Genomic DNA, 20,523 nt, shown 5'->3' on the forward strand with positions numbered 1-20,523 from the left:
GGTAATTTGTGAAAATTATAATATGTCAAAAATGGAATGTTTGACAACATCAAAATAAAAAAAAGTAAACTAGAGAAACAATGGAGCGAAATATTATAGTTTCGTAGTGTGATTTACAAACAAAAAACGCAGCTCATTTGTATTTATTAAAGGTAAATACATACTATGATTACAACCTTACTTACTTTATCTATACTACTCATTTTATTAAGCTCCCTTTCTTTTATCCAACATCAACACTGGGTGTTTCGTGTACCTGAGTTTTTAAAATTGCAAATATTAGTATTACAGGTTCCCACGGTTATTATTCTTTTTATAGTAATGGAAAAAGGAACGCTATTTTGGCTATTACAAAGTGTACAAACTATTTTAATAGCTTATCATGCCTATATATTAAGCCGATATACGAAGTTTTGGAGAACACAAAAAATCAAAAAATCGCCAACAGCATCAGAAAAAATAAAAATAATCTCTTGTAATGTGTATCAGTTTAATAGAGAGTTTAATCGCTTCATAGAGCTCATTAGAATAGAAAAACCAGATATATTTATCACCATGGAAAGCAACAGTGAATGGGAAATGGCGATGAAAGAACTGGAAGAAGACTACCCTATACAACAAAAGGTAACTTTAGAAAATACGTACGGCATGCATTTCTACACAAAGCTAAAAGTAAACCATATTGAAACCCATTACTTTGTTGCAGATGATGTGCCGAGTATAGAAGCTAAACTTGAAACAAAAGACGGACATAGGTTTCTCTTCTTTGGAGTCCACCCACCCCCACCAAGCCCAACAGAAGAAGAGACTTCTAAAGAACGCGATGGCGACTTACTCAGTGTCGCAAAAAAAGTTCGCAACAGTGCTTTGCCTGTAGTCGTTATTGGAGATTTCAACAACGTAGCTTGGGCAAAAAGCTCAATTTTATTTAGTAAAACGAGCAAACTAATAGACGGAAGGATAGGTAGAGGAATTTTAGCTACTTTCCATGCAAAATATTGGTTTTTTAAAATTCCTTTAGACTTATTTTTTCATAGCCCTGATGTTTATATAGATTCATTGAAAATACTTCCCCCCGTAGGTTCTGATCATTTCCCCGTAAGCTGCACCTTTCATATTGACTATCAATCTAATCACCAAGAAGAGTTTGTAGAAGACTTAGATGAAGAACAAAAAAAGGAGGTAGATGAACTAATTGAGGAAGGTAAAGAAGAAGAGAGTGATAATAGAGAACAAGTAGCCTCTGAATAACTGGAAGAAAATTATACAATGTTTGATGTACTTTTCTCAACAAAAAAATAATAAAAGCTCCTTTTTAAAATTTAATTATTATACTTGCACTATAATAATAGAAAGACCTCTCTAAAAAGAGTCTTGATTTATAAAGAAGTGGCGAGAGACAGGCTCTATGACCCGCTGGCAACCATCAAGCAATTGAACGGTGCTAATTCCTGTCCCCAATAAAGGGGAAAATATAAATAAAAGACATCATGCAAATCAACACAAAAACATTCTACAAAGAATCAGACTGTCATGCAACTACTAACAATAAATATTGTTGTTATCGTTCGCTTATGTCGGTATGCTAAGCTCTGATTTTTAGAAAAAAGTCCCATACAATCATGGGATAGTAGCACTAAATCGAAAGTTCCAAAACATCTGGAATTTCATTATCCATTTAATATATATTATTTTTTATGTCAGAATTTGTAAAACAATCATTAGGCACTCTTATTCAAGAATTAAAAAAAGATGCAGATAAAGCACAAGTAAGTTTTGAGGCCACTTCGGTCCTTGAAGAAGGTGTAAGTGTAAGAAGTACGGTACGTCAATTTGAATTTAAATTTGATGAGCCTGAATTACTAGGCGGTAAAGATGGTGCACCTAATCCGGTTGAATATGTATTAGCGTCATTAGGATCATGTCAAGCTATTGTATACCGCGCATTAGCTTCTTTAAAGGGAATACAACTCGAGAGTGTAACGGTTAAAACAAAAGGAGATCTAAACCTACAAGGCTTTTTAGGTTTAGATAGCAATGTACGCCCTGGTTATGAAAAAATTGAGTTTGAAACTATTATTGTTTCTGATGAGAGCCCTGAAAAACTTGAAAGACTAGCGCAACAAGTTGACGCCATTTGTCCTGTTTTAGATATAATCTCAAAACCTCTAAAAGTTGAAGGCAAATTAACCATCAAAAACAAGCATGAATTGGTAGGTTAATCGATAGATTAAGAGTCGGTTTTAAGCAGAAACCGACTCTTAAAACAATTTATTGTGCCTTTTCCTCTACTTCAAATACGTATTCATCTGCTGTCAGGTGCTCACCAAAATGGTGAACAATTTCATTTAAGACATACTCTTGCTGATACTGATTAAATGCAGCTGTTGCATCCGATATCAAAAAAGTGTTATAACCCTTTTCGTGCCCATCACGCAACGTACTCTCTACACACACATGTGTAGCATAGCCGACTAAATAAAGGTTTTCAATTTTGTTATTACGTAAATAAACATCAAGATTAGACCCTGTAAAACCACTTGCCCCTACCCGACCTGTAACTATAAATTCTCCCTCAATCGGTTTTACCGACTCATAAAACTGCGAACCAAATTCGCCTATTGGAAAAGTTCCAGCATTAGGAATAGCTTTCCGTAGGCCGCTTTTTCCATAAGCTAATTCAGGATAGCCTTTTTCAAAGCGCAAACCTACGTGGATAACATAAATATTATTTTTTCTTGCATGATTTAATACCTTTTCTATATTAGCGATGGAGTTATTCATCATATCTTTATCGGCCACCAAAGCATTATATAGTTTCCCATTTGTATGCATCCACTCATTCTGTGTTTCAATAAGAATAAGCGCCGATCTATCTTTTGTTTGTCCGTACATAAAACTCATATTTAAGCAGGTAATAGTTATTAAAATTATATTTTTCATGTGTGTATTATTTAATAAAATTTATGAATACTCCATATTTGTTTCATGAGCTCGCCAGCTCGATTTGATTTTCAACTCCCCTATGGAATCCCAATTTTTTATTATTCATCACTTTTCTTTTAATGCCGAGCATCCTGATTCTCACTTGTCGGTGTTTATGTTTTCTAAAAGGAAAAGCCTCCCCATTATTACATTAAAAATCTAGTCGAAGTGGGTTAGAAACATGATCGTTAGATATTTTTGACACAGCTTTCCACCCCTCATCATATCTAATGTAAGACAGGTAATCAGTTATTATCAATTTATTATCTCTGTAAAACTGTGTTTTAACGATAGCTGTATTTCCTGTAATATCCATTATATTAATCGTGTACTCTAAGCATCTAATACCAGAGCTCATTTTTATCGGGTCTTTCTTATACGCTTTCACCATAGCAATCCAGTCTGAAAGAAAAAGACGTTGTAAAGCACTTCCTTTCGCCACTAGAATAGCAAACTCTGGGTGAAAGCCCTGAGCCATACTGTCTACATTCATACTGTTTAATGCTCCATCTATAAATGTCTCTTTAACAAGTACCCTTAGTACTTCCCTATCAAGCGTAATATCTTCTTTTGTTTTTAGGTTGTTCTTTTTGTTCATCAATTTCTATAAATGCTATTTTCAGTCTTGTTATCATCTTGCATACTCATTAGTGTTAATAATATGGATATCACCATTGTTATTAGCACGCTTAAATTGCATAAATTCATCATAAATTGTAAATAAACTACAATTGCAAAATAAAGGCTTTGTTTTTATATTTACAACATAAATTGTAAATAAATTACAAAAATGAAAAAAACAGAAGAACAAAGGGATCTTTCTTTTGACTTTGATTTCTTAAATAAATTAGTCGTGGGAATAGGTGAAGTATCTCAGATAACAGGCATTCCGACTCGTCAAATACGTTATTGGGAAGAAAAAGGTATCGTGCTAAGTTTGACGGGAGAAGAAGGTAAAAATAGACGCTACGATTATGAAAACATCAAAAAAATGTTACTAATAAAGGAACTAATGGATGAGGGATATACGTTAGATGCATCTGCTGATAAAGTTAAGAAACGCATGGAAATGATTGAGGAGACTCTCAACAAACTGCAAAAGAAAAAGATTTAAAAACAGACATTTATCACGACAATAGCAATACTACTTAAATGGGTATAAGTTTTCATATGTGCATAATTACTTTATGAGCTCGCTAGTTCGGTTTTTTCTTTTATCTATCATACGGAATACTCCTTTGTGTTTTTGTATAAAAGAAACATGAAAATATCATATGAAGTACAGCAATAATGTCAAGTTTTACCTCAAAAAGAATAAGCGACCGTGGAATTAAAAAATAGATTTGATCGAATAATTGAAATACTTGTGCAGCTGCAGTCTAAAAAAGTATTAAAGGCACAAGAACTAGCTGACCGTTTTGAAGTAAGCCTGAGGACAATATATAGAGATATCAAGAGTTTGGAATCAGCTGGTATACCGATTATAGGCGAGGCAGGAACTGGTTATTCAATTGTGGAAGGATTTAGGCTTCCGCCTATTATGTTTACCAAAGAAGAGGCAATGAGTTTTATCGGTGCAGAAAAGCTAATGGAAAAATTTATGGATAACAGGTTAATAAGCCATTATAAATCTGCAATGTATAAAGTCCGATCTGTTTTAAAACATAGTGCCCGCGACTCTATTTCTACGATAGAAAAACAGATTATTATGCGTGAAGGTAACTTCGATACTTTTAACAGGTCAGCTCCACATGCTCTGCAAACATTATTTGAAAGTATGGCACAAAAACAACAAGTTAATTTATCCTATAAAGGAACTCATGATGAATATCCCAAAACGAGAACCATTGAGCCTATTGGTTTATTCCATGAAAATAATTTTTGGTATATCGGTGCTTACTGTTTAACCCGAAATGATTATAGACAATTTAGGGCTGACCGTATCAATACTATTGATCTTTTGCCGGAAAGTTTTAGTCAAGACCATATCAGTTTAGAGGAACTGATAGGGAACCGCGAGAATGGCTGTCAGATTATAAACATAATGATACGAGTAGGAAAAGATACAGCCCCCTATTTAGATTGGCAAAAAAAACACTTTGGTTTTACCTATGAAGATAAATGCAGAGATCATGTTGACTTATCATTCGCCTATAAGGGACCAATAGAGTATTTTGCCCGATGGTATATGATGTATGCAGATGACGCACAAATCATACACCCAGAGACACTTAAAGACATCGTAAAGAACATCCTGGATAAGAGTTTAGATTGTATTAAAAACGAAACTTTCTAGCATAAAAAATAACGTGGACTAAAGCCCACGTTACTAGTAGATAGACATCTCCTCAATAAAGAGCTAAACGTAAGAAGGCGGTTCTATGCCCAAAGCTCGTAAATATACATAGCCCTGCCCTTTATGGTGAATTTCGTTATAAATAAAATATTGAATGCTATCCTCAATCGGATAGTCATAAAAACTAAACATGTTAAAATTTTCTTTAAACCGTTCTGTAGGTATTTTATTGAATAGCTCATTAATACGCGTGGTGTCTTCGTCCCACCTTTCTAACAGTTGAGCTTTAGTAAATAAAGGAATGTCATGATTGTATTTCTCTACCTTATTATTAATGATACTCTCGAGACCAGGGACCGCCAGAGAAATCATTTCCTTTACAATCTCACCAAAGGTACGCATAGTACCAATTGAAAATTCAAAGAGCTCCTTCTCAGGAAAACATTCTATAACACGTTTTGTCGTTGCACGATGATCCTGCCAATTTCGTAAAAGACTTTGTCTTGAAATAATTGCTTGTGTTTCCATATCTGTATATATTGTTTTATAAGGCCAAAACTAGCGGATCAAATGACAACCCTATGTCAGTAGCTCTTAAAAAAAACATCTTTCAAAAACTTAAAAAAAGCTATTTACCCTTTTAGCAATATATTACAATAACATTTTAAAACTATCACAAAGCATCCCGCATAAAACGTAACCAGTTGCCATGTGCTATATTAGTCAAGTCTTTTTGTTTATAGCCTCTATCCCTTAAAATTGGAAATACCTTCTGAATATCAGCAATAGTTTCTAAATCATAAGGGCATTGCTCTTTACCAAAAGCACCATCCAAGTCACTACCTACTGCGACATGATCGGTGTTTCCTGCAAGTTGGCAAATATGATCAATATTATTGGCCATAATCTCCATATTACAACCTGTACCTATAGGAGTAGATGTTCCCCTCACCCAATTAGGTACCATCATCCAAGCATCTAATGCAACGCCAATAACAGCATTACGATCAATAAGAGCTTTAATCATCTCATCGCTAAATTGTCTATTATGATCAACAAAAGTACGACAGTTATTATGACTAGCCCATACCGATCCTTGGTAGCGATTCAATGCATCCCAAAAAGCATCATCATTTAAATGAGTAGTATCTAATATCATATTTAAACGATCCATCTCTTTTAAAAGGACTACACCTGCCTTATTCAATTTACCGCTTGAGTCTGTTCCATTTGCATACCTACCTGGTCCATAATGTGCTGGCCCTATTGCCCGAAGCCCATAATTATATGCTCTTTCTACATAACTTATATCCACCAAAGAATCTGCTCCTTCTAGACTTAAAATATAACCGATAGGAACTTTAGTCGTATCGGCTTCCGTAATCCATTCAGTAATATGTCGATCCAATTCTTCTTTACTGCAAATCATTCGCATATGTCCATCCGCTTCCATCGCTCTATACCAGGCGAGTTGTCCTTGCGTTTGTGCCCATGCTTGTTCAGGAGAATACCAGCCAGGAAGAAGGCTAGTAGGCTCAACAAATCGGGCAATCTGCGTAGCTACAACTAAGCCTATATTCCCTCGTCGCAACTCTTCAAATGTGATAGTGGCTTTGCCCCGGTCAGGCTTATCAACCATATTTGCTTCTCTCTTATTAAGCTCATGAATAGATATCCGTAAATCCCGATTCCATTCCATCGCATTCATACTAAGATCAAGATGTCCGTCAATTAAAAAAAGCTGTTCTTCTTTCATATTCTTAAATATTAATCTTTCTTTTTCGGGCAATTACTTCCCAAGAATCTATTACGCAGTGTTCACCTATCACATTTACCTTATCATAAAGATTTACAGTAGGACAGATATGTGTGGGCACAGCATAAAGTTCCCTGCCTATCGGGTACTTACTGCTATCTGGCACAGACAGCAGCAGATGTTCTTCACTTTGAAGTACTACCTTAAGATCTTTATCATCCAAAAAGAATACCCGTGGTAAAGGTGGGTCAGAGGCAACCGCTTTATATCCTAAATCTACACAAATTCGAGTATCGCTAATAATAGATATTACACGTGTCATGAGTACAGCAGCATATTCAAATGGTTGCTCAGCGATACGTTCTCGATATCCCCAATCCCAAAAAACAAAAGTACCTGGGCTACACACAACATCGGGCCTATGCCGATGAAATGAAAACGAAGGACTTCCACCTAACACCATCTTTAATTCATCTTTCGTTTGTCCTTGTAGGTAATTATAAGCTTTTTTTAATATCTTATAACTTAGGTCACTTTCCTCTTGGCGTATTGCTAAAACTGGATTACTAATATGCCCGTCATAACCGTGCACTCCTTCTAGAATAAGCATCTCTTTTTCTGATAGGATTTTCTTCAATTTAGGAACTTCAGAAAATGGCGTACCAGTACGCCCCATGCCCACATCAATATCCAAGTATACAGATATTTTTATACCCTTATCTTCTGCGTATACACTAAGTTCTTCCACTGATCTTGTATTATCTACAAGACAAGAGAAATGTGTATTAGGGTAAGACTCGATCAGTTTTACCCATCTCGAAATATTAGTGGCGACAGGTTGATAAGCTAAAAGAACATCTCCGGCACCGCTTAAACCTAGCATTTCTGCTTCAGCTATAGTAGAACATTTGAATTGCGTTATTCCTTCTTCAATCATCATTTTGCAGACTTCCACCATTTTATTGGTTTTAACATGTGGACGCAAACGTTCACATTGTCCTTCTACCATGTCTATTAATAATTGAATATTCTTTCTGATGCGTTCAGGATAAAGGAGAAGTGTAGGCGACTCTATCGAGCTAACATCCGCTAATTGATACCACTTTAACATAGTTTAATCCTCATGTAACTCAAATAGTGCTTCAATTTCCACAGGAATATTATCTGGGAGTGACCCAAACCCCACAGCACTACGTGTCCCTATACCATTTTCCTCGCCCCAAACCTTGGCAAACAGCTCGCTACAACCATTAATTACATAGGGATGCTGCTCAAAATCATCAGTACAGTTGACCATACCTAGAATTTTAATAACCCTTTTGACTCTATTCAGAGAACCAAAGTTTGTTTTAATCGTTGACAACATAGTCAAGCCAACTTGTTGGGCCGAACGTTTCCCAGCCTCAATATCTATATCTCTGCCAATACGTCCTATGATAAGACTTGCATCGTCTTGAACAGGGCCATGACCGGATAAATACAAATATTTACCATCAATAACATAGGGTTTATAAACTCCTTTAGGTGCCGGTGCGGGAGGTAATGATAGACCTAATTTTTCAAACTCATGATCTGCATTGTACATTGTGTGTATTATTTAGTGTATGTAATATTATATTAAAATTGATAAGAATAACACGGCAAGCAACCCAACAATTGCTACGATCGCCTCCATAACTGACCACGATCGTAAGGTGTCTTTCACCGTCAGTCCAAAATACTCTTTAAACATCCAAAATCCAGCATCATTAACATGTGAAAACATCAGGCTGCCTGCTCCTATGGATAGTACCATTAAGTTCGGGTCGACACCCGAGGTTTTACTCAGTGGTAATAATACTGTTGCTGCTGTCAGTGCTGCAACAGTAGCTGAGCCTACACACCCCCGTATGATAGCGGTAATGAGCCAAGCTAAAATTAAAGGATGTATAGCGAGCGACTGCAAGTTTTCTGCTAACAGAACACTCACTCCACTCGTCTCCATTACTTCTTTAAAGACTCCTGAACCTGCTATGATTAAAAGTATCATAGCAATATCTTTAACAGCCTCCGTGTAAATGTTCATCACTTTAGCAATACTACGACCTTGCTTGACACCGAGAGTTACTGTCGCAAAAACAATGGCTATTAGCATCACAATAGTTGGTGATCCTAAAAATAAAATAATTTCGTGCGCAAAATTATTAGACTTAGGTATAAAATAGGGAAGCACAGTAAAAAGTATAAGCAAAAATACGGGAAGCAATGCGGTAACAAAGCTTTTCCATGTATTGGGCACACCATACTTGCTTTCCTCTTGATCAAGCTGAACGGGTTGAAAAAAACCTTCATTAACACTTTTTATTTTCCTTAATGTTCTTCCGAATAAAGGTCCGCCCACAACAATAGCGGGTATTGCCACAAGTATACCATAGATTAAAGTTAAGCCCATATTCGCATCAAACAGGACTACAAGAGCAACTGGAGATGGATGTGGAGGAATAAAACCATGTGTAACTGATAAAGCGGCTAACATAGGCAAACCTATATAAACCGCAGGCAGTTTGTATTTATAAACGATAGAGAAAATTAAGGGCACTAATAAAACGAAACCCACACCGTAAAATAAAGGTATCCCCACAACAAAACCGGTAAAGGCCATACCCCATTGTAGGTATTTAACCCCAAATAACTTAACCATTACTGTTGCAATATTCTCTGCAGCACCGCTTTCTGCTATTATTTTACCAAGCATAGCTCCCAAAACAATAATCAGTGTTAGGCCTCCCATAATATTACCTATCCCCTTTTCGACAGTACTAGGTATCATATCCAGGGGAATGCCCAGCGCAACTGCAGCCAATATGGATACGATTAAGAAAGATAAAAAAGCATCAACCTTAAGATAGCTTATACTAATAATTAACAATAGTAAGCTCAGAAGTACAATTATAAATACCATTGGGTCTATAAATCAGTTATTGTGGTTTATAAGGCGACTAACATATACCCACCTTTAATTAATTAGAACACCTAATATAATAATATTAATAATAAGGCAATTGACTTTTTCATTTTATTTTCCTTAAGAGAGAATAAACAGCGTCTTGTAAACAGATCATCAAATAAAAAAACACGATTCTATTATCACAAAAAACTTCTGCCCCCCACAACGATTACGATACACATAAATTATTTCTAATGTTTTTTTAAATATTCTTTTCATACTTTTACATCATGAGCAATAATGATATTATGAAAAAGCTTCGAGTAGCTTTAAAGTTTACGGATGATGATATTGTTGAAGTACTAGCTTTAGTTGATTTTAGGGTTACTAAAACAGAACTTGGCGCTATATTCCGGAAAGAAGATCACCCAAACTTTAAACCCTGTGGCGACCAGTTGCTCAGAAACTTTCTAAACGGGTTGATTATTTACAAACGTGGCCCCAGACCTCGCACTCCGTCAAAAAGTTAATAAAAAAACGCCTACTGCAACAGTATGTATTAAAGCTTAGTCTTATTACCATCTTCAACGCACAATTCAAAGACTAAAAATATTTATTAATAGGCAGCGCTTATAATTTTGTAATAAACAGAACTCAAACAGTTTTATTGTGTTATAGATTTAGAGAACAGATTTATAAACAACAATAAAATTATATCGCTATGATACAAACAAAATTTCAAGACTGTATACAAGCATGCCAAAACTGCGTAACAATTTGCAACCAGTGCGCCATTGCTTGTCTCCACGAAAGCGAAGTAGCCCACCTCACAAAATGCATTCAACTGAATTTAGAATGCGTAGCAATATGTGATGCAGCAGTAAAAGTAATGAGTATAGATGGGCAATTCAGTAAAGAGTTGTGCAGAATATGTGTAGATATTTGCAACAAATGCGCAGAAGAGTGTGAGCAACATGCCGCAATGGGAATGGATCATTGTAAAGAATGTGCAGAAGCATGTCGTAAATGTGCCGAAACATGCGAACAAATGTTAGCTGCTTAAACAATTGAAAAGCATCAAGAGAGATGCTTTTTTTTAAAAGAGACAGTTTAATTACTCAACATAACGTATGATAACTAAGCGGTCTCTTTTTTTTAATATTGAATCGTCATACTTTTACCTTGAGAAACCTCAGCACTAAAATTAAGTAACTTTCTTTCCGTACTTAAACTACCCCGCCAAATAAGTTTATTATCTTTTTTATTATGCTGTGTTAAGTACATATGGCTTATAACTATGCTCTCGGCAGGTTCTTCCCTATCACTAGTAACTAAATTATATATTTCAGCCACATCAGAAAAGTTTACATTTTTTAATGCAGACAAAGAAGCTTGTGGTTTTGTAGCTACATTTAATTTGACTGGTGCTTTATCCTTCCACTCTCCCTTTATATACCAATAGGAATCAATTTCTCCCTCATTATCCGGATTTTGTATTTTCACACCTATACGTCCGTCACTATAAAAATGTATAGTTTTATAAAAAAACAAAGGTCGTTCTTTCAGCAATTCAATAGAGTGCAAACCATGCTGTGCATCCTCCCACCAATCAGGTCTACTAAACAAGTTTACTTTACCATCCCATCTTCCTTCACGCATCAAATTTTTAATTTTTTCAATGGAAAGGTGAGAAAAACTAGAGCTATCTCCTTTATTCTCCTTATAGGTGTCACTAATGGAAGTACGGATAAAATCACATCCGTACAATAAAAATACAACTAAGAAAACTATACAATGCTTTTCAAATATCTTCCACATACTAACTCACTTTGTCTATAAATACAGCTTGAGCAGGATTTTCTGGCACATAGAGTATTTTTCTAGGACTATGTTCAATATTATAAAGTTGATTCACCGCCACAGTTTTCAAAATACTTGTCTCACACCATTCATTTAAAAAAGTTGGAAATTTGACTTCATATTTTACTAAAGCATCTTCAAATATGTACTTATCTGTTTGTATTGCTTTAATAACCTGCGCATTTGCAGGTTTACCAGAAAACAAAACTTTATTCTGCTTATTTTCTAGCTCCTTAGCCAAGAGAAAATCTCTATTAAGATAAGCATAGAGTTTAAAGGCTAAAAAGCACAACAGGGGGACTAAAATCCAAGGGTGAAAAAAGTGGAGAAAACGCCAGCCCATGCCTTTACTCTGAAAATAAAAGCTCCCAACAAACAAAAGCACAGCATAGGTAATCAGGAATAACAATATAAACACTCGATTCCCTATATTGCTTAAAGAAACGCCATAACTGGTGCTTTCTATATAAAAATAAGGAGGACGCAACTTTCGATCAATATAAATAGACACTACTTCACCTTTCTTAAATGAATTTAACTGCTTATTAGAAGGAACAAAACAATAATCAATCTCTATCGGGTGATGGTGAAAATTTTCAAGTGAAAGTTTAAGCTTCATTGCAATGCTTCCATTGCCAAGACTTAAAACTTTCTTACTGACAATTTCAGCACTTCTTTGTATACCATCTCTGAGGATACGCTTTAATCTTGTTTTATAGATAATAAGCGAATAAATATTTCTAGAAAAATAATAATAAAATACAAGCACCCATAATATCCCTCCGAGAATTAGGTAGGCTATAACATTATCTGCTTTTCTTTGCATTAATATTTCCATGTTTCTATTATCCAGATTAGTAATCTCCAGTAATAAAGGAAATATGAGCACAAAAAAAATGAAAAAAAACACCTTAAACTTCTTCATAAACTTTTCTCATTTAATATCAGCATGAACATAACACAGCTCAGAATTTATATCTTTCCATGACACTTTAACGCGACTCCCTTTCTTGAGACATAAACCAAATTGATTAGCTACAAAAATATAATGTTCCCCTTTATACGAAACTTTAATTAACGCTCTCTGCTGCGCATCATCATTTACAACCACGCCTCCTAAATCCACCGCAAGCACAATTCCATCAGCCATATATTTACCTCTACGGGCACAATACCGATCTAACACTGGAAATAAAAACAACTGCAGAAGTACCACCGGCGTTATAAACGCTAGAGGAAACAAAGCAACTGTCCATCTTGAAACTCTATTTTCTACAGGGTCTGATAAAACAAAATAATAGATTACTAGGAAGGTTATTAATATACAATAAAAAGCAAGACCTAAGGCTAACGCTATGCTGACACCATGTCCCTTAGGATCAGGAAATGCCTTTTCACTTTGTAAGGACCTAAGACCATATACTTTATTTCCATAGGAAGGTACATTCAAAGAGGGCTCTATTGCATATTGTATACCAAGTTTAAAACCGAATTTCTTCATACTCAAACTATTTAAAATCCAATATAAGTGTATTTTTTAGTTTTATAAAAGAGAGTGAAAAACTTAATATTCTCTAAACAAACAGATTACATATAATTAATATACATTTAACAAAACGATTTAGTATAAAAAATTAATGTAATTTTGCGATCGTCCGAGTGGTTCGAAAACTCCCACTAAAAAAAACTATAACATAACATGCTTTTACATCAGAAAAAGTCATACTATATATTAACAGCTTTTCATATTGTGATTATTGCCGCCAGCAATTACCTGGTTCAATTTCCAATAGAAATCTATAAATTTACCACAACTTGGGGAGCTTTCACTTTTCCCTTTATTTTTCTAGCCACAGATCTGACCGTCCGTGTTTTCGGTGCTCAACTAGCTCGAAAGATCATTTTCAAGGCTATGCTGCCCGCCTTGCTTGTTTCTTATTTTATCACTGTAGGCTTCCGAGAGGGCGTTTGGGCGGGTTGGTCTTCTTTTTATACCTTCAGTATTTTTTCAATCCGCATCGTACTAGCGAGTTTTTCAGCTTACGTTGTAGGACAGATTATGGACATCTATGTATTCAACAAATTACGACAAGCTAAATATTGGTGGTATGCCCCAATAGCTGCTGCCATTTTTGGAAATCTTATAGATACATATAGTTTTTATTACATAGCTTTTTACAAAGGTTCTGATAGCTTCCTTGCAGAAAATGTATTTGAATTGGCTACAGTAGACTATGCATTCAAAATGTTGATAAGTACATTATTTTTCCTTCCACTATACAAAGTGCTTTTAAACAGAATTATCATCAGCATAGGCCCCAAATAATTCCTTAAGCAACTCGTTGATAAACAAATACAATTGCATGTAATTAAATTATAAGGTCTATTGTATAATATCACGTTTACTCTACTTTTAATAATCGTCCTAAGGTTATAGAAATAACTAAACAATAGCTAATCCGCATAGCTTATGAATAATAATCTTCTTGCAAGATCACCTCTAGGTTTCACTAAACATGATGTTAATTACGTTAATACAAAACTATAAAAAACCTTTAAAAAAGATCCTTTGCAAAAGAGATGATATAAGAATGTTTATCCATAGAAACTTTTACTTTTCTATACAATGCCCGAGATAATTTTGTCTACTAAAAGAATATTTCGTTACCTAGATAACTAAAAATCAGAATAAATAGTTATTAAGACTGTACTTCAGTATTTTTGTTTTTCATTTCTTTTTCGTATCTTGAAAAAAGAAAATTATAAGCGCTAGATATCTTAAGATTAAGAACTACTTTATTCTTTGTTATTGCCGATTCCCTATAGCCCTTTAAAACATTGACAATAAGATTATTTAATTGTTTTAAAATATAACTATCATGAAAAATTTCTTTTTCCTATGTGCATTATTGTTTGGAACAATAAGCGCAACAGCACAACTAAAAATTTGGCCTAACGGCTATGTAGCAACTAATAACACAAGTACCACACCTATCTATCCCGTTCAATTTTTTATAAATACAGTGGGAATGACGGGAACTAGCCGCCCTCTGGTATTTGCCATTGGTGCCACTGATCCGCGCATTCAAACCACTTCAGGCGGGAAAATTGTATTCTACAACACCGCCAACAATGCCCATATCGATATTGAAGTACGATCGGTTATCACCACGTCAGATGCAAAACTCAAGACCAATGTGGCTGCCATAGGGGCAAAAAGTAGAGCATTGGCGATGGTCAAGCAACTTAAAGGTGTGGAGTTTGATTTTATCGATGATGTAAAGAGCAGAAAGCATGCTGGTTTCATAGCGCAGGATTTGGAGAAAGTGTTACCACACCTGGTATCAACAGACGACAGTGTGGGCAATAAAGCTATAGATTACCAGGCGATCATCCCTTATTTGGTAGAAGCGATTAAAGAACAGCAGGTGCAGATTGACCAGTTAAAGCAAAAACTTTCTGCATCGACTACCGATACAAATGGTATAGAAAAAAGGCTAGCAGGAGAAGCGACCCGAGACGAAAAGCGATTAATACATCTTGCGATGAATCCGCAAGAATAAAGAAAGGAGAAACGTTATGAAAACGCTATATTTAACTTTCTTCTTTTTGCTGAGCATACTGACGATGGGCTATGCGCAGGAGAATTTTTATTATTATAATGGAGAGAAGAAATCAATCAAATTTCATCCCCGTCTATATTATTTTGCTCTAGAAGACAGCATACAACCTCTAAAAGCCCTTTCGGACATGGGCGTGCAAATTAATGACCGAGGTGTATATACAACAAAAGAAAAAAAACGATATTGGGTAGTCGTTGACATTGGCATAGAAAAAAGCTCCAAAGATATCCAACAGCTTAGGTCATTGCCCAACATTTCTTATATTGGCCCCGTGATAGACATTAATGACACTTCGCACGTCGCTATATCTCAATTTTTTCACATAGAAATAGCAAACAAAAGTCAATTAAACCAAGTCATCGAGCAAGCTCAAAAAAAAGGAGCAGATTATGTTGGCTCTATTCCCTATACAGATGGATGGCACACTTTTGAGAGTAAAGGTTTAAAGTCGAGTTTAGCAATAGCTAACCAACTTTACGAAACAGGGAAAATAAAGGAGATTTCGCCAGACTTCATGTTTGATTTCGCACCTTTCTTTAACAAGAAGAGAGATAAACATTTTTTCGGAAACTACATTCAGGCATGCACGAACGACCCTCAATTCCCACAACAGTGGGGCCTGCGGAACACCAATGGGATAGATGTAAAAGCATGCGCCGCCTGGGGTATAACGAAAGGATCACTATCAACAAAAGTAGCCGTTTTGGATACAGGTATAGATCCAAGCCTCACGGAATTTGCGACAAATTTGTCGTCAACATCTTTTGACGCACAGTCGGGAACCTCGCCTGCTGTTGTCTACTCCAACGACCATGGAACACATGTCGCTGGAATAATAGGGGCAAATCAAAACGCCTTCCTCATCTCAGGAATAGCGCCATCCGTAGAATTAATGGCAGTAAGTCACTCGCTTGCCGTAATACCTAACATCTCTGCACAACTTGCCTCAGGACTAAATTGGGCATGGCAAAACGGAGCCGATGTTATAAATAATTCCTGGGGAGACCAAGGAGGCGCCTATTATGGCAACCTGCAAAGTGCCGTACTAGAAAGCGCAATTAATAGTGCACAAAACAGTGGCAGAGGAGGATTAGGAACTATTGTGGTTTTTGCATCGGGCAACTATGCTCCCGTAATGGACTACCCTGCTACTTACTCGCCAAACTCACTAACTGTAGGCTCTATCACCTCAAGTGGCAGTCGTTCTTCATTTTCGGGATATGGTGCTGCGCTAGATGTCGTCGCTCCTGGTTCTTATATCCTATCAACCACATTTGGCAACACCACGAATTATAAAGATGGTACCTCCATGGCGGCCCCCTTTGCTTCTGGCTTAGCAGGTCTTATCTTATCCATCAAACCAACCTTAACGCGATTACAAGTTAATAACTTTATCGAAAGCACCGCACAAAAGGTAGGTGGCTACAGCTATACAACAACCGCAGGTCGTCCAAACGGCACCTGGAATAACCAAATGGGCTATGGTTTGATAAATGCACATGCAGCACTTGTTGCTGCCGGAGGTGGTGGCGGCACCTGTACACCGTCGACATCGCCAACAATAATTAATGGAGTAAGTTACACTAAAAATACAACGCTCAACGGATGCAATTTTGAGTTTAAAAACTCTAGCGTTACAAGCGGATCGTCATTAACGGTGATCGCAAGTGGATATGTGTTGCTATCATCAAACTTTACAGTATCAAGTGGTAACTCGCTGATTATACCCTGAAGAAGTATTTGCTCATTCTGGAAATTTAATATAAATCGTACATTTACATCAAGTTAAAACTCATATACAATTTATTATGATAAAAACACTACTATATCCTGTCCTATTGTTCAGCTTATTTATTTTGCATTCATGCAACAAGGAAGAAGTCATGCGAGAAAATCAAGAGCGTATAATACCAAAAGAATTGCTCGGAAAATGGTATAGTCAGATGCCGGAAAGCGGATTCTATGAAATCGACTTTACACCGCAAGCTATCCGTTTTACGACGTCGGCAGGAACGATAGACGCTAAAACTTCGGAATGGTCCAATTACCGTTTTGAAAATGACCACACCCTGTCCATACGTCGTTTTGATGAGCACCATCAACAAGATGCTGATTTTAAACTTCCATTTGTAATATCGGATGACGGTCTCCTACGGATTAATCATCTCGCACCTAGTGTCGCTAACGTAATTGGAAAATTTCCAGGAGACAGAAGCTGGTATGGAGATATCTGGTTTAGCCGTAATAAGAAGTAAGAACTACCGAAAACAATGTCCATAAAGAACGATGAATCGAAACCTGATTCAGCACAGAATTAAACAAATTACGACAAGCTAAATATTGGTGGTATGCCCCAGTAGCTGCTGCTATTTTTGGAAATCTTATAGATACATATAGTTTTTATTACATAGTTTTTTACAAAGGTTCTGATAGCTTCCTTGCAGAAAATGTATTTGAATTGGCTACAGTAGACTATGCATTCAAAATGTTGATAAGTACATTATTTTTCCTTCCACTATACAAAGTGCTTTTAAACAGAATTATCATCAGCATAGGCTCCAAATAATTCCTTAAGCAACTCGTTGATAAACAAATACAATTGCATGTAAAACAATTTTTATATAAGTTTGAATAGTAGGCACATATTACCAAACCTTATGACAAGAGATATACTATTTGAGGTGTACCAACACCCGGTACTCACAACACAAAACTTGGAAGATATATGCGATGCTCACGAACTTAAATACTATAATAAAGGCGATTATCTTCTCCAAGAAGGACAGGTAGCAAATGAATACTTTATTGTAGAACAAGGACTAATAAGAACATTTGTATATCATTATGAAGGCGAAGATATAACAACAGACTTTTCTACTAGAAAAGATTTAGTGATTGAAGTAAGTTCAATTTTTTCCCGCATTCCGACTAATGAAAATATGCAATGTCTTACAGATACACAATTGTGGAAAATAAGTTTCGCTGATTTTCAGAAGTTATTTGACAGAATTCCTGCATTTAGAGAATGGGGGCGTTCCTGGATGGCATCAGAATTATATAAAAACAAAAAACGTGCAACCGAAATGATTACACGCCCTGCTACGGAAAGATATCTTCAATTGATGAAAAGTCAGCCAGAACTGGTGCTTCAATCTCCCTTAAAACACCTAGCAAGTTATCTAGGTATTACCGACACTTCTTTAAGTCGAATACGAAAGGAAATTGTTAACAATAAAAAAATATAAACTTTAATGTGCACTATAATTAACCATCCAATTAACCCCGTACCTATCTGTAAAGGATCCAAAATAATCTCCCCAAAACATATCTTCTAAAGGCATCTCAATTTTTCCACCAGCAGATAGCCCTTTAAAAAATCGTTCAGCTTCTTCTCGACTATCCACGAATAAAGAAATATAATTATTATTACCAACCTTAAGCACATGACCCAGCGACGGAATTATATCTGATGCCATTAACAATTGCCCATTAGATAACGGTAGAGAAATATGCATAGCGCAATTCATCTCCTCTTCTGACAGCCCTGTTACATCCGGCACTTCTGCCATACGTTGGATAGAAAGCTCTCCACCAAAAACAGATTTATAAAAAAGAAAGGCTTCTTCTGCGTTTCCTTCAAAATTCAAATAGGGGTTTAATTGCATAATTATTTGTTTAAAAGTTTACTGTACTGACAAAAGTAAAGCACTTACTCAAAAAACAACTTGCCATAAGACAAGAAAACACAAATATTTACACCCCTCGTAATATTTATTGAACGGCTATTACAGTAATCTAACAGTTAGTTATATTTAAATACATAGATTACTGCAACACGCTAAATTATCTCCATGGTTCGAAATCAGACTCGACAGGAGTTGTTAAATCAAATTCGACCGAAAATAAGCGGTCAGAACCTATACGCCTTAAGTTATAAGTGAATTTAGTATCATCAATCGTTACCCACCAAACGTTATAAGCTGCATAATCAATAAGCTCCTCAGTCTCTGCGTCAGCTGGAAACATCTGCATATGCGGTTGACCTTCATTTGTGGCTGTACCACCATAAAATGTTACTTTATCCGGACTTCCATCTCCTAATCTATGATCATGTTTCAACTCTACACGATTATTACTCCATGAAAATATCCAGGTACGCGATTTATCTTCTCCGACGAAAAAAGGCACTTTTACCTCTCTATCTTCCCAACTCATCACCTGCATCAATAAACGTTCTCCCGTAAAACCATCTCCTTCTCTTCCGCCCTCCACTATGGTGCCTTCATAGTATTTACCTAAATGTGGCTTAAAAGCTTCCATAAATGTCTTCGAATTCGATTCCTGAGCACAAGCCCAACTGATCATCAAAGACGATAAAAACAATAAAATGTACTTCTTCATATATATAATTATCCGTTTATTTATTTTAACTAACTCATGCCCACTACGTATTTGCTTCGTGACCTCGCAACCTCAGCTTAGTTTTTAATAACTATACCACTCATCCATAGCCCTAATTCAATAAACATAGGAGTAAAACAAGTTTACCTTCCTCTTTTAAAGAGCAGGTAATCTATGCTATAACGTCCCGGACCTAAGAAAAACAACGATAGGTAACCTATAAAAATAGCTGTAGCTAATTCATATTTCCCAAGTAACATCCAGTCGTGAACGGAAAATATAACCAACATATTAAATAACAATGGTACAACCGCCAGTCTTGTAAATAAGCCAAATATTAATAGTATAGAACAGAAAAACTCAGCAAATATCGCTAAACTTAAGGAAATAGTTCCCCCTAACCCCATGAAGCTCATAAACTGATCCTTGCGCTCATTAAACTCGACAAGCTTTACATAACCATGATTAGGTATCATCAATATACCAAAGCCAACCCTCAACACCAAGGCTGCCAGACTAGCTTGAACTGTACCTTTATTAACGGAAAGAAAAAACTTTTTCATTGCATCTGTTCTTTTTATCTCAAAAATATAACAAAATTACACATCCTAACAGCAAACTGTACCTCTATCTTTCGTAAACATATAAATTAGATAGCAATACTTCCACCTATAAA

The 20,523-nt window shown here is 35.9% G+C and carries 24 protein-coding genes, 1 pseudogene and 2 riboswitches; of the genes and pseudogenes, 12 read left to right on the plus strand and 13 right to left on the minus strand.

From position 1 onward, the window contains the following. Window positions 1-165: 165 nt before the first annotated feature. Both ORI89_RS05805 and ORI89_RS05810 read left to right on the plus strand, forming a co-directional pair. Window positions 166-1,251, plus strand: a complete 1,086-nt coding sequence (locus tag ORI89_RS05805) for an endonuclease/exonuclease/phosphatase family protein (protein WP_268229497.1) — start codon at window positions 166-168, stop codon at window positions 1,249-1,251. A gap of 125 nt (window positions 1,252-1,376) precedes the next feature. After that, window positions 1,377-1,481, plus strand: a riboswitch (SAM riboswitch). A 216-nt stretch (window positions 1,482-1,697) separates the two neighbouring features. Continuing rightward, on the plus strand, window positions 1,698-2,222 hold the full coding sequence (locus ORI89_RS05810) for an OsmC family protein (RefSeq protein ID WP_268229498.1): 525 nt from the start codon (window positions 1,698-1,700) through the stop codon (window positions 2,220-2,222). Between the two features lie 49 nt (window positions 2,223-2,271). On the opposite strand, the gene ORI89_RS05815 is transcribed toward ORI89_RS05810, so the two are convergent. Then, a complete protein-coding gene (locus tag ORI89_RS05815; protein WP_268229499.1) occupies window positions 2,272-2,943 on the minus strand; it encodes an isochorismatase family cysteine hydrolase in 672 nt (223 codons plus the stop codon). 193 nt (window positions 2,944-3,136) lie between these two features. Further along, complete coding sequence (locus ORI89_RS05820; RefSeq protein WP_268229500.1) at window positions 3,137-3,583, minus strand: nuclear transport factor 2 family protein; 447 nt, start codon at window positions 3,581-3,583, stop codon at window positions 3,137-3,139. Between the two features lie 192 nt (window positions 3,584-3,775). Here ORI89_RS05820 and ORI89_RS05825 point away from each other — a divergent pair, with 192 nt between their 5' ends. Together ORI89_RS05825 and ORI89_RS05830 are read left to right on the plus strand one after the other, a co-directional pair. Beyond that, window positions 3,776-4,099, plus strand: a complete 324-nt coding sequence (locus tag ORI89_RS05825; RefSeq protein ID WP_268229501.1) for a MerR family transcriptional regulator — start codon at window positions 3,776-3,778, stop codon at window positions 4,097-4,099. A 210-nt stretch (window positions 4,100-4,309) separates the two neighbouring features. Continuing rightward, window positions 4,310-5,281 (plus strand): helix-turn-helix transcriptional regulator, encoded by a 972-nt coding sequence (locus ORI89_RS05830; RefSeq protein ID WP_268229502.1) that lies wholly within the window; start codon window positions 4,310-4,312, stop codon window positions 5,279-5,281. Window positions 5,282-5,344: 63 nt separating this feature from the next. Here the strand turns inward: ORI89_RS05830 and ORI89_RS05835 are convergent, their stop codons facing one another. From ORI89_RS05835 to ORI89_RS05855, 5 genes are all read right to left on the minus strand, one after another. After that, the gene (locus ORI89_RS05835) at window positions 5,345-5,809 is read right to left on the minus strand and encodes a DinB family protein (protein ID WP_268229503.1); all 465 of its coding nucleotides are present in this window, start codon (window positions 5,807-5,809) and stop codon (window positions 5,345-5,347) included. Window positions 5,810-5,954: 145 nt separating this feature from the next. Beyond that, entirely contained in the window at window positions 5,955-7,037 is a 1,083-nt protein-coding gene (locus tag ORI89_RS05840) for a dipeptidase (RefSeq protein WP_268229504.1), read from the minus strand. A gap of 4 nt (window positions 7,038-7,041) precedes the next feature. Next, window positions 7,042-8,148, minus strand: coding sequence for a D-TA family PLP-dependent enzyme (locus ORI89_RS05845; RefSeq protein ID WP_268229505.1), 1,107 nt, complete (start codon window positions 8,146-8,148; stop codon window positions 7,042-7,044). Between the two features lie 3 nt (window positions 8,149-8,151). Beyond that, window positions 8,152-8,622 carry a RidA family protein gene (locus ORI89_RS05850; RefSeq protein ID WP_268229506.1) on the minus strand — a complete coding sequence of 157 codons (471 nt, stop codon included), beginning with the start codon at window positions 8,620-8,622 and terminating at the stop codon, window positions 8,152-8,154. 27 nt (window positions 8,623-8,649) lie between these two features. Next, window positions 8,650-9,978: a gluconate:H+ symporter gene (locus ORI89_RS05855; protein WP_268229507.1), complete on the minus strand. Its 1,329-nt coding sequence runs from the start codon at window positions 9,976-9,978 to the stop codon at window positions 8,650-8,652. 275 nt (window positions 9,979-10,253) lie between these two features. Here ORI89_RS05855 and ORI89_RS05860 point away from each other — a divergent pair, with 275 nt between their 5' ends. Continuing rightward, on the plus strand, window positions 10,254-10,493 hold the full coding sequence (locus ORI89_RS05860; protein ID WP_268229508.1) for a DUF1456 family protein: 240 nt from the start codon (window positions 10,254-10,256) through the stop codon (window positions 10,491-10,493). 458 nt (window positions 10,494-10,951) lie between these two features. Further along, entirely contained in the window at window positions 10,952-11,026 is a 75-nt protein-coding gene (locus tag ORI89_RS05865) for a four-helix bundle copper-binding protein (RefSeq protein ID WP_268229832.1), read from the plus strand. Window positions 11,027-11,118: 92 nt separating this feature from the next. Here the strand turns inward: ORI89_RS05865 and ORI89_RS05870 are convergent, their stop codons facing one another. From ORI89_RS05870 to ORI89_RS05880, 3 genes are read right to left on the minus strand one after another with little or no spacing between them, the layout of a single operon-like run. Then, window positions 11,119-11,781: a hypothetical protein gene (locus ORI89_RS05870; protein ID WP_268229509.1), complete on the minus strand. Its 663-nt coding sequence runs from the start codon at window positions 11,779-11,781 to the stop codon at window positions 11,119-11,121. A 1-nt stretch (window position 11,782) separates the two neighbouring features. Beyond that, complete coding sequence (locus tag ORI89_RS05875; RefSeq protein WP_268229510.1) at window positions 11,783-12,748, minus strand: hypothetical protein; 966 nt, start codon at window positions 12,746-12,748, stop codon at window positions 11,783-11,785. A 9-nt stretch (window positions 12,749-12,757) separates the two neighbouring features. Next, complete coding sequence (locus tag ORI89_RS05880) at window positions 12,758-13,324, minus strand: hypothetical protein (RefSeq protein ID WP_268229511.1); 567 nt, start codon at window positions 13,322-13,324, stop codon at window positions 12,758-12,760. Between the two features lie 152 nt (window positions 13,325-13,476). Continuing rightward, a riboswitch (PreQ1 riboswitch) is annotated at window positions 13,477-13,520 on the plus strand. Window positions 13,521-13,522: 2 nt separating this feature from the next. Here ORI89_RS05880 and ORI89_RS05885 point away from each other — a divergent pair. The 6 genes and pseudogenes from ORI89_RS05885 (at window position 13,523) to ORI89_RS05905 (ending at window position 18,691) form a co-directional block, all read left to right on the plus strand. After that, the gene (locus ORI89_RS05885) at window positions 13,523-14,149 is read left to right on the plus strand and encodes a 7-cyano-7-deazaguanine/7-aminomethyl-7-deazaguanine transporter (RefSeq protein WP_268229512.1); all 627 of its coding nucleotides are present in this window, start codon (window positions 13,523-13,525) and stop codon (window positions 14,147-14,149) included. 553 nt (window positions 14,150-14,702) lie between these two features. After that, the gene (locus tag ORI89_RS05890; RefSeq protein ID WP_268229513.1) at window positions 14,703-15,386 is read left to right on the plus strand and encodes a tail fiber domain-containing protein; all 684 of its coding nucleotides are present in this window, start codon (window positions 14,703-14,705) and stop codon (window positions 15,384-15,386) included. A 16-nt stretch (window positions 15,387-15,402) separates the two neighbouring features. Then, window positions 15,403-17,178 carry a S8 family peptidase gene (locus ORI89_RS05895; protein ID WP_268229514.1) on the plus strand — a complete coding sequence of 592 codons (1,776 nt, stop codon included), beginning with the start codon at window positions 15,403-15,405 and terminating at the stop codon, window positions 17,176-17,178. Window positions 17,179-17,254: 76 nt separating this feature from the next. Beyond that, on the plus strand, window positions 17,255-17,701 hold the full coding sequence (locus ORI89_RS05900; RefSeq protein WP_268229515.1) for a hypothetical protein: 447 nt from the start codon (window positions 17,255-17,257) through the stop codon (window positions 17,699-17,701). 74 nt (window positions 17,702-17,775) lie between these two features. Then, a pseudogene (locus ORI89_RS19260) lies at window positions 17,776-18,012 on the plus strand (VUT family protein); the annotation flags it as partial. A gap of 91 nt (window positions 18,013-18,103) precedes the next feature. Then, a complete protein-coding gene (locus ORI89_RS05905; RefSeq protein ID WP_268229516.1) occupies window positions 18,104-18,691 on the plus strand; it encodes a Crp/Fnr family transcriptional regulator in 588 nt (195 codons plus the stop codon). 3 nt (window positions 18,692-18,694) lie between these two features. Here the strand turns inward: ORI89_RS05905 and ORI89_RS05910 are convergent, their stop codons facing one another. From ORI89_RS05910 to ORI89_RS05920, 3 genes are all read right to left on the minus strand, one after another. Beyond that, window positions 18,695-19,111, minus strand: a complete 417-nt coding sequence (locus tag ORI89_RS05910) for a VOC family protein (RefSeq protein WP_268229517.1) — start codon at window positions 19,109-19,111, stop codon at window positions 18,695-18,697. A gap of 178 nt (window positions 19,112-19,289) precedes the next feature. Next, window positions 19,290-19,847 (minus strand): hypothetical protein, encoded by a 558-nt coding sequence (locus tag ORI89_RS05915; protein ID WP_268229518.1) that lies wholly within the window; start codon window positions 19,845-19,847, stop codon window positions 19,290-19,292. Between the two features lie 143 nt (window positions 19,848-19,990). Next, window positions 19,991-20,410, minus strand: coding sequence for a DoxX family protein (locus tag ORI89_RS05920; protein WP_268229519.1), 420 nt, complete (start codon window positions 20,408-20,410; stop codon window positions 19,991-19,993). Window positions 20,411-20,523 lie beyond the last annotated feature (113 nt).

It is taken from the genome of Sphingobacterium sp. UT-1RO-CII-1 (genome assembly GCF_026711005.1).
In the GTDB taxonomy this organism is placed as follows: domain Bacteria; phylum Bacteroidota; class Bacteroidia; order Sphingobacteriales; family Sphingobacteriaceae; genus Sphingobacterium.

What these genes read in the sequence shown, in the direction of transcription:
- ORI89_RS05805 (WP_268229497.1), top strand. Translation starts at nt 166, where the DNA reads ATGATTACAACCTTACTTACTTTATCTATACTACTCATTTTATTAAGC.
- ORI89_RS05810 (WP_268229498.1), top strand. Translation starts at nt 1,698, where the DNA reads ATGTCAGAATTTGTAAAACAATCATTAGGCACTCTTATTCAAGAATTA.
- ORI89_RS05815 (WP_268229499.1), bottom strand. Translation starts at nt 2,943, where the DNA reads ATGAAAAATATAATTTTAATAACTATTACCTGCTTAAATATGAGTTTT.
- ORI89_RS05820 (WP_268229500.1), bottom strand. Translation starts at nt 3,583, where the DNA reads ATGAACAAAAAGAACAACCTAAAAACAAAAGAAGATATTACGCTTGAT.
- ORI89_RS05825 (WP_268229501.1), top strand. Translation starts at nt 3,776, where the DNA reads ATGAAAAAAACAGAAGAACAAAGGGATCTTTCTTTTGACTTTGATTTC.
- ORI89_RS05835 (WP_268229503.1), bottom strand. Translation starts at nt 5,809, where the DNA reads ATGGAAACACAAGCAATTATTTCAAGACAAAGTCTTTTACGAAATTGG.
- ORI89_RS05840 (WP_268229504.1), bottom strand. Translation starts at nt 7,037, where the DNA reads ATGAAAGAAGAACAGCTTTTTTTAATTGACGGACATCTTGATCTTAGT.
- ORI89_RS05845 (WP_268229505.1), bottom strand. Translation starts at nt 8,148, where the DNA reads ATGTTAAAGTGGTATCAATTAGCGGATGTTAGCTCGATAGAGTCGCCT.
- ORI89_RS05850 (WP_268229506.1), bottom strand. Translation starts at nt 8,622, where the DNA reads ATGTACAATGCAGATCATGAGTTTGAAAAATTAGGTCTATCATTACCT.
- ORI89_RS05855 (WP_268229507.1), bottom strand. Translation starts at nt 9,978, where the DNA reads ATGGTATTTATAATTGTACTTCTGAGCTTACTATTGTTAATTATTAGT.
- ORI89_RS05860 (WP_268229508.1), top strand. Translation starts at nt 10,254, where the DNA reads ATGAGCAATAATGATATTATGAAAAAGCTTCGAGTAGCTTTAAAGTTT.
- ORI89_RS05870 (WP_268229509.1), bottom strand. Translation starts at nt 11,781, where the DNA reads ATGTGGAAGATATTTGAAAAGCATTGTATAGTTTTCTTAGTTGTATTT.
- ORI89_RS05875 (WP_268229510.1), bottom strand. Translation starts at nt 12,748, where the DNA reads ATGAAGAAGTTTAAGGTGTTTTTTTTCATTTTTTTTGTGCTCATATTT.
- ORI89_RS05880 (WP_268229511.1), bottom strand. Translation starts at nt 13,324, where the DNA reads ATGAAGAAATTCGGTTTTAAACTTGGTATACAATATGCAATAGAGCCC.
- ORI89_RS05885 (WP_268229512.1), top strand. Translation starts at nt 13,523, where the DNA reads ATGCTTTTACATCAGAAAAAGTCATACTATATATTAACAGCTTTTCAT.
- ORI89_RS05890 (WP_268229513.1), top strand. Translation starts at nt 14,703, where the DNA reads ATGAAAAATTTCTTTTTCCTATGTGCATTATTGTTTGGAACAATAAGC.
- ORI89_RS05895 (WP_268229514.1), top strand. Translation starts at nt 15,403, where the DNA reads ATGAAAACGCTATATTTAACTTTCTTCTTTTTGCTGAGCATACTGACG.
- ORI89_RS05900 (WP_268229515.1), top strand. Translation starts at nt 17,255, where the DNA reads ATGATAAAAACACTACTATATCCTGTCCTATTGTTCAGCTTATTTATT.
- ORI89_RS05905 (WP_268229516.1), top strand. Translation starts at nt 18,104, where the DNA reads ATGACAAGAGATATACTATTTGAGGTGTACCAACACCCGGTACTCACA.
- ORI89_RS05910 (WP_268229517.1), bottom strand. Translation starts at nt 19,111, where the DNA reads ATGCAATTAAACCCCTATTTGAATTTTGAAGGAAACGCAGAAGAAGCC.
- ORI89_RS05915 (WP_268229518.1), bottom strand. Translation starts at nt 19,847, where the DNA reads ATGAAGAAGTACATTTTATTGTTTTTATCGTCTTTGATGATCAGTTGG.
- ORI89_RS05920 (WP_268229519.1), bottom strand. Translation starts at nt 20,410, where the DNA reads ATGAAAAAGTTTTTTCTTTCCGTTAATAAAGGTACAGTTCAAGCTAGT.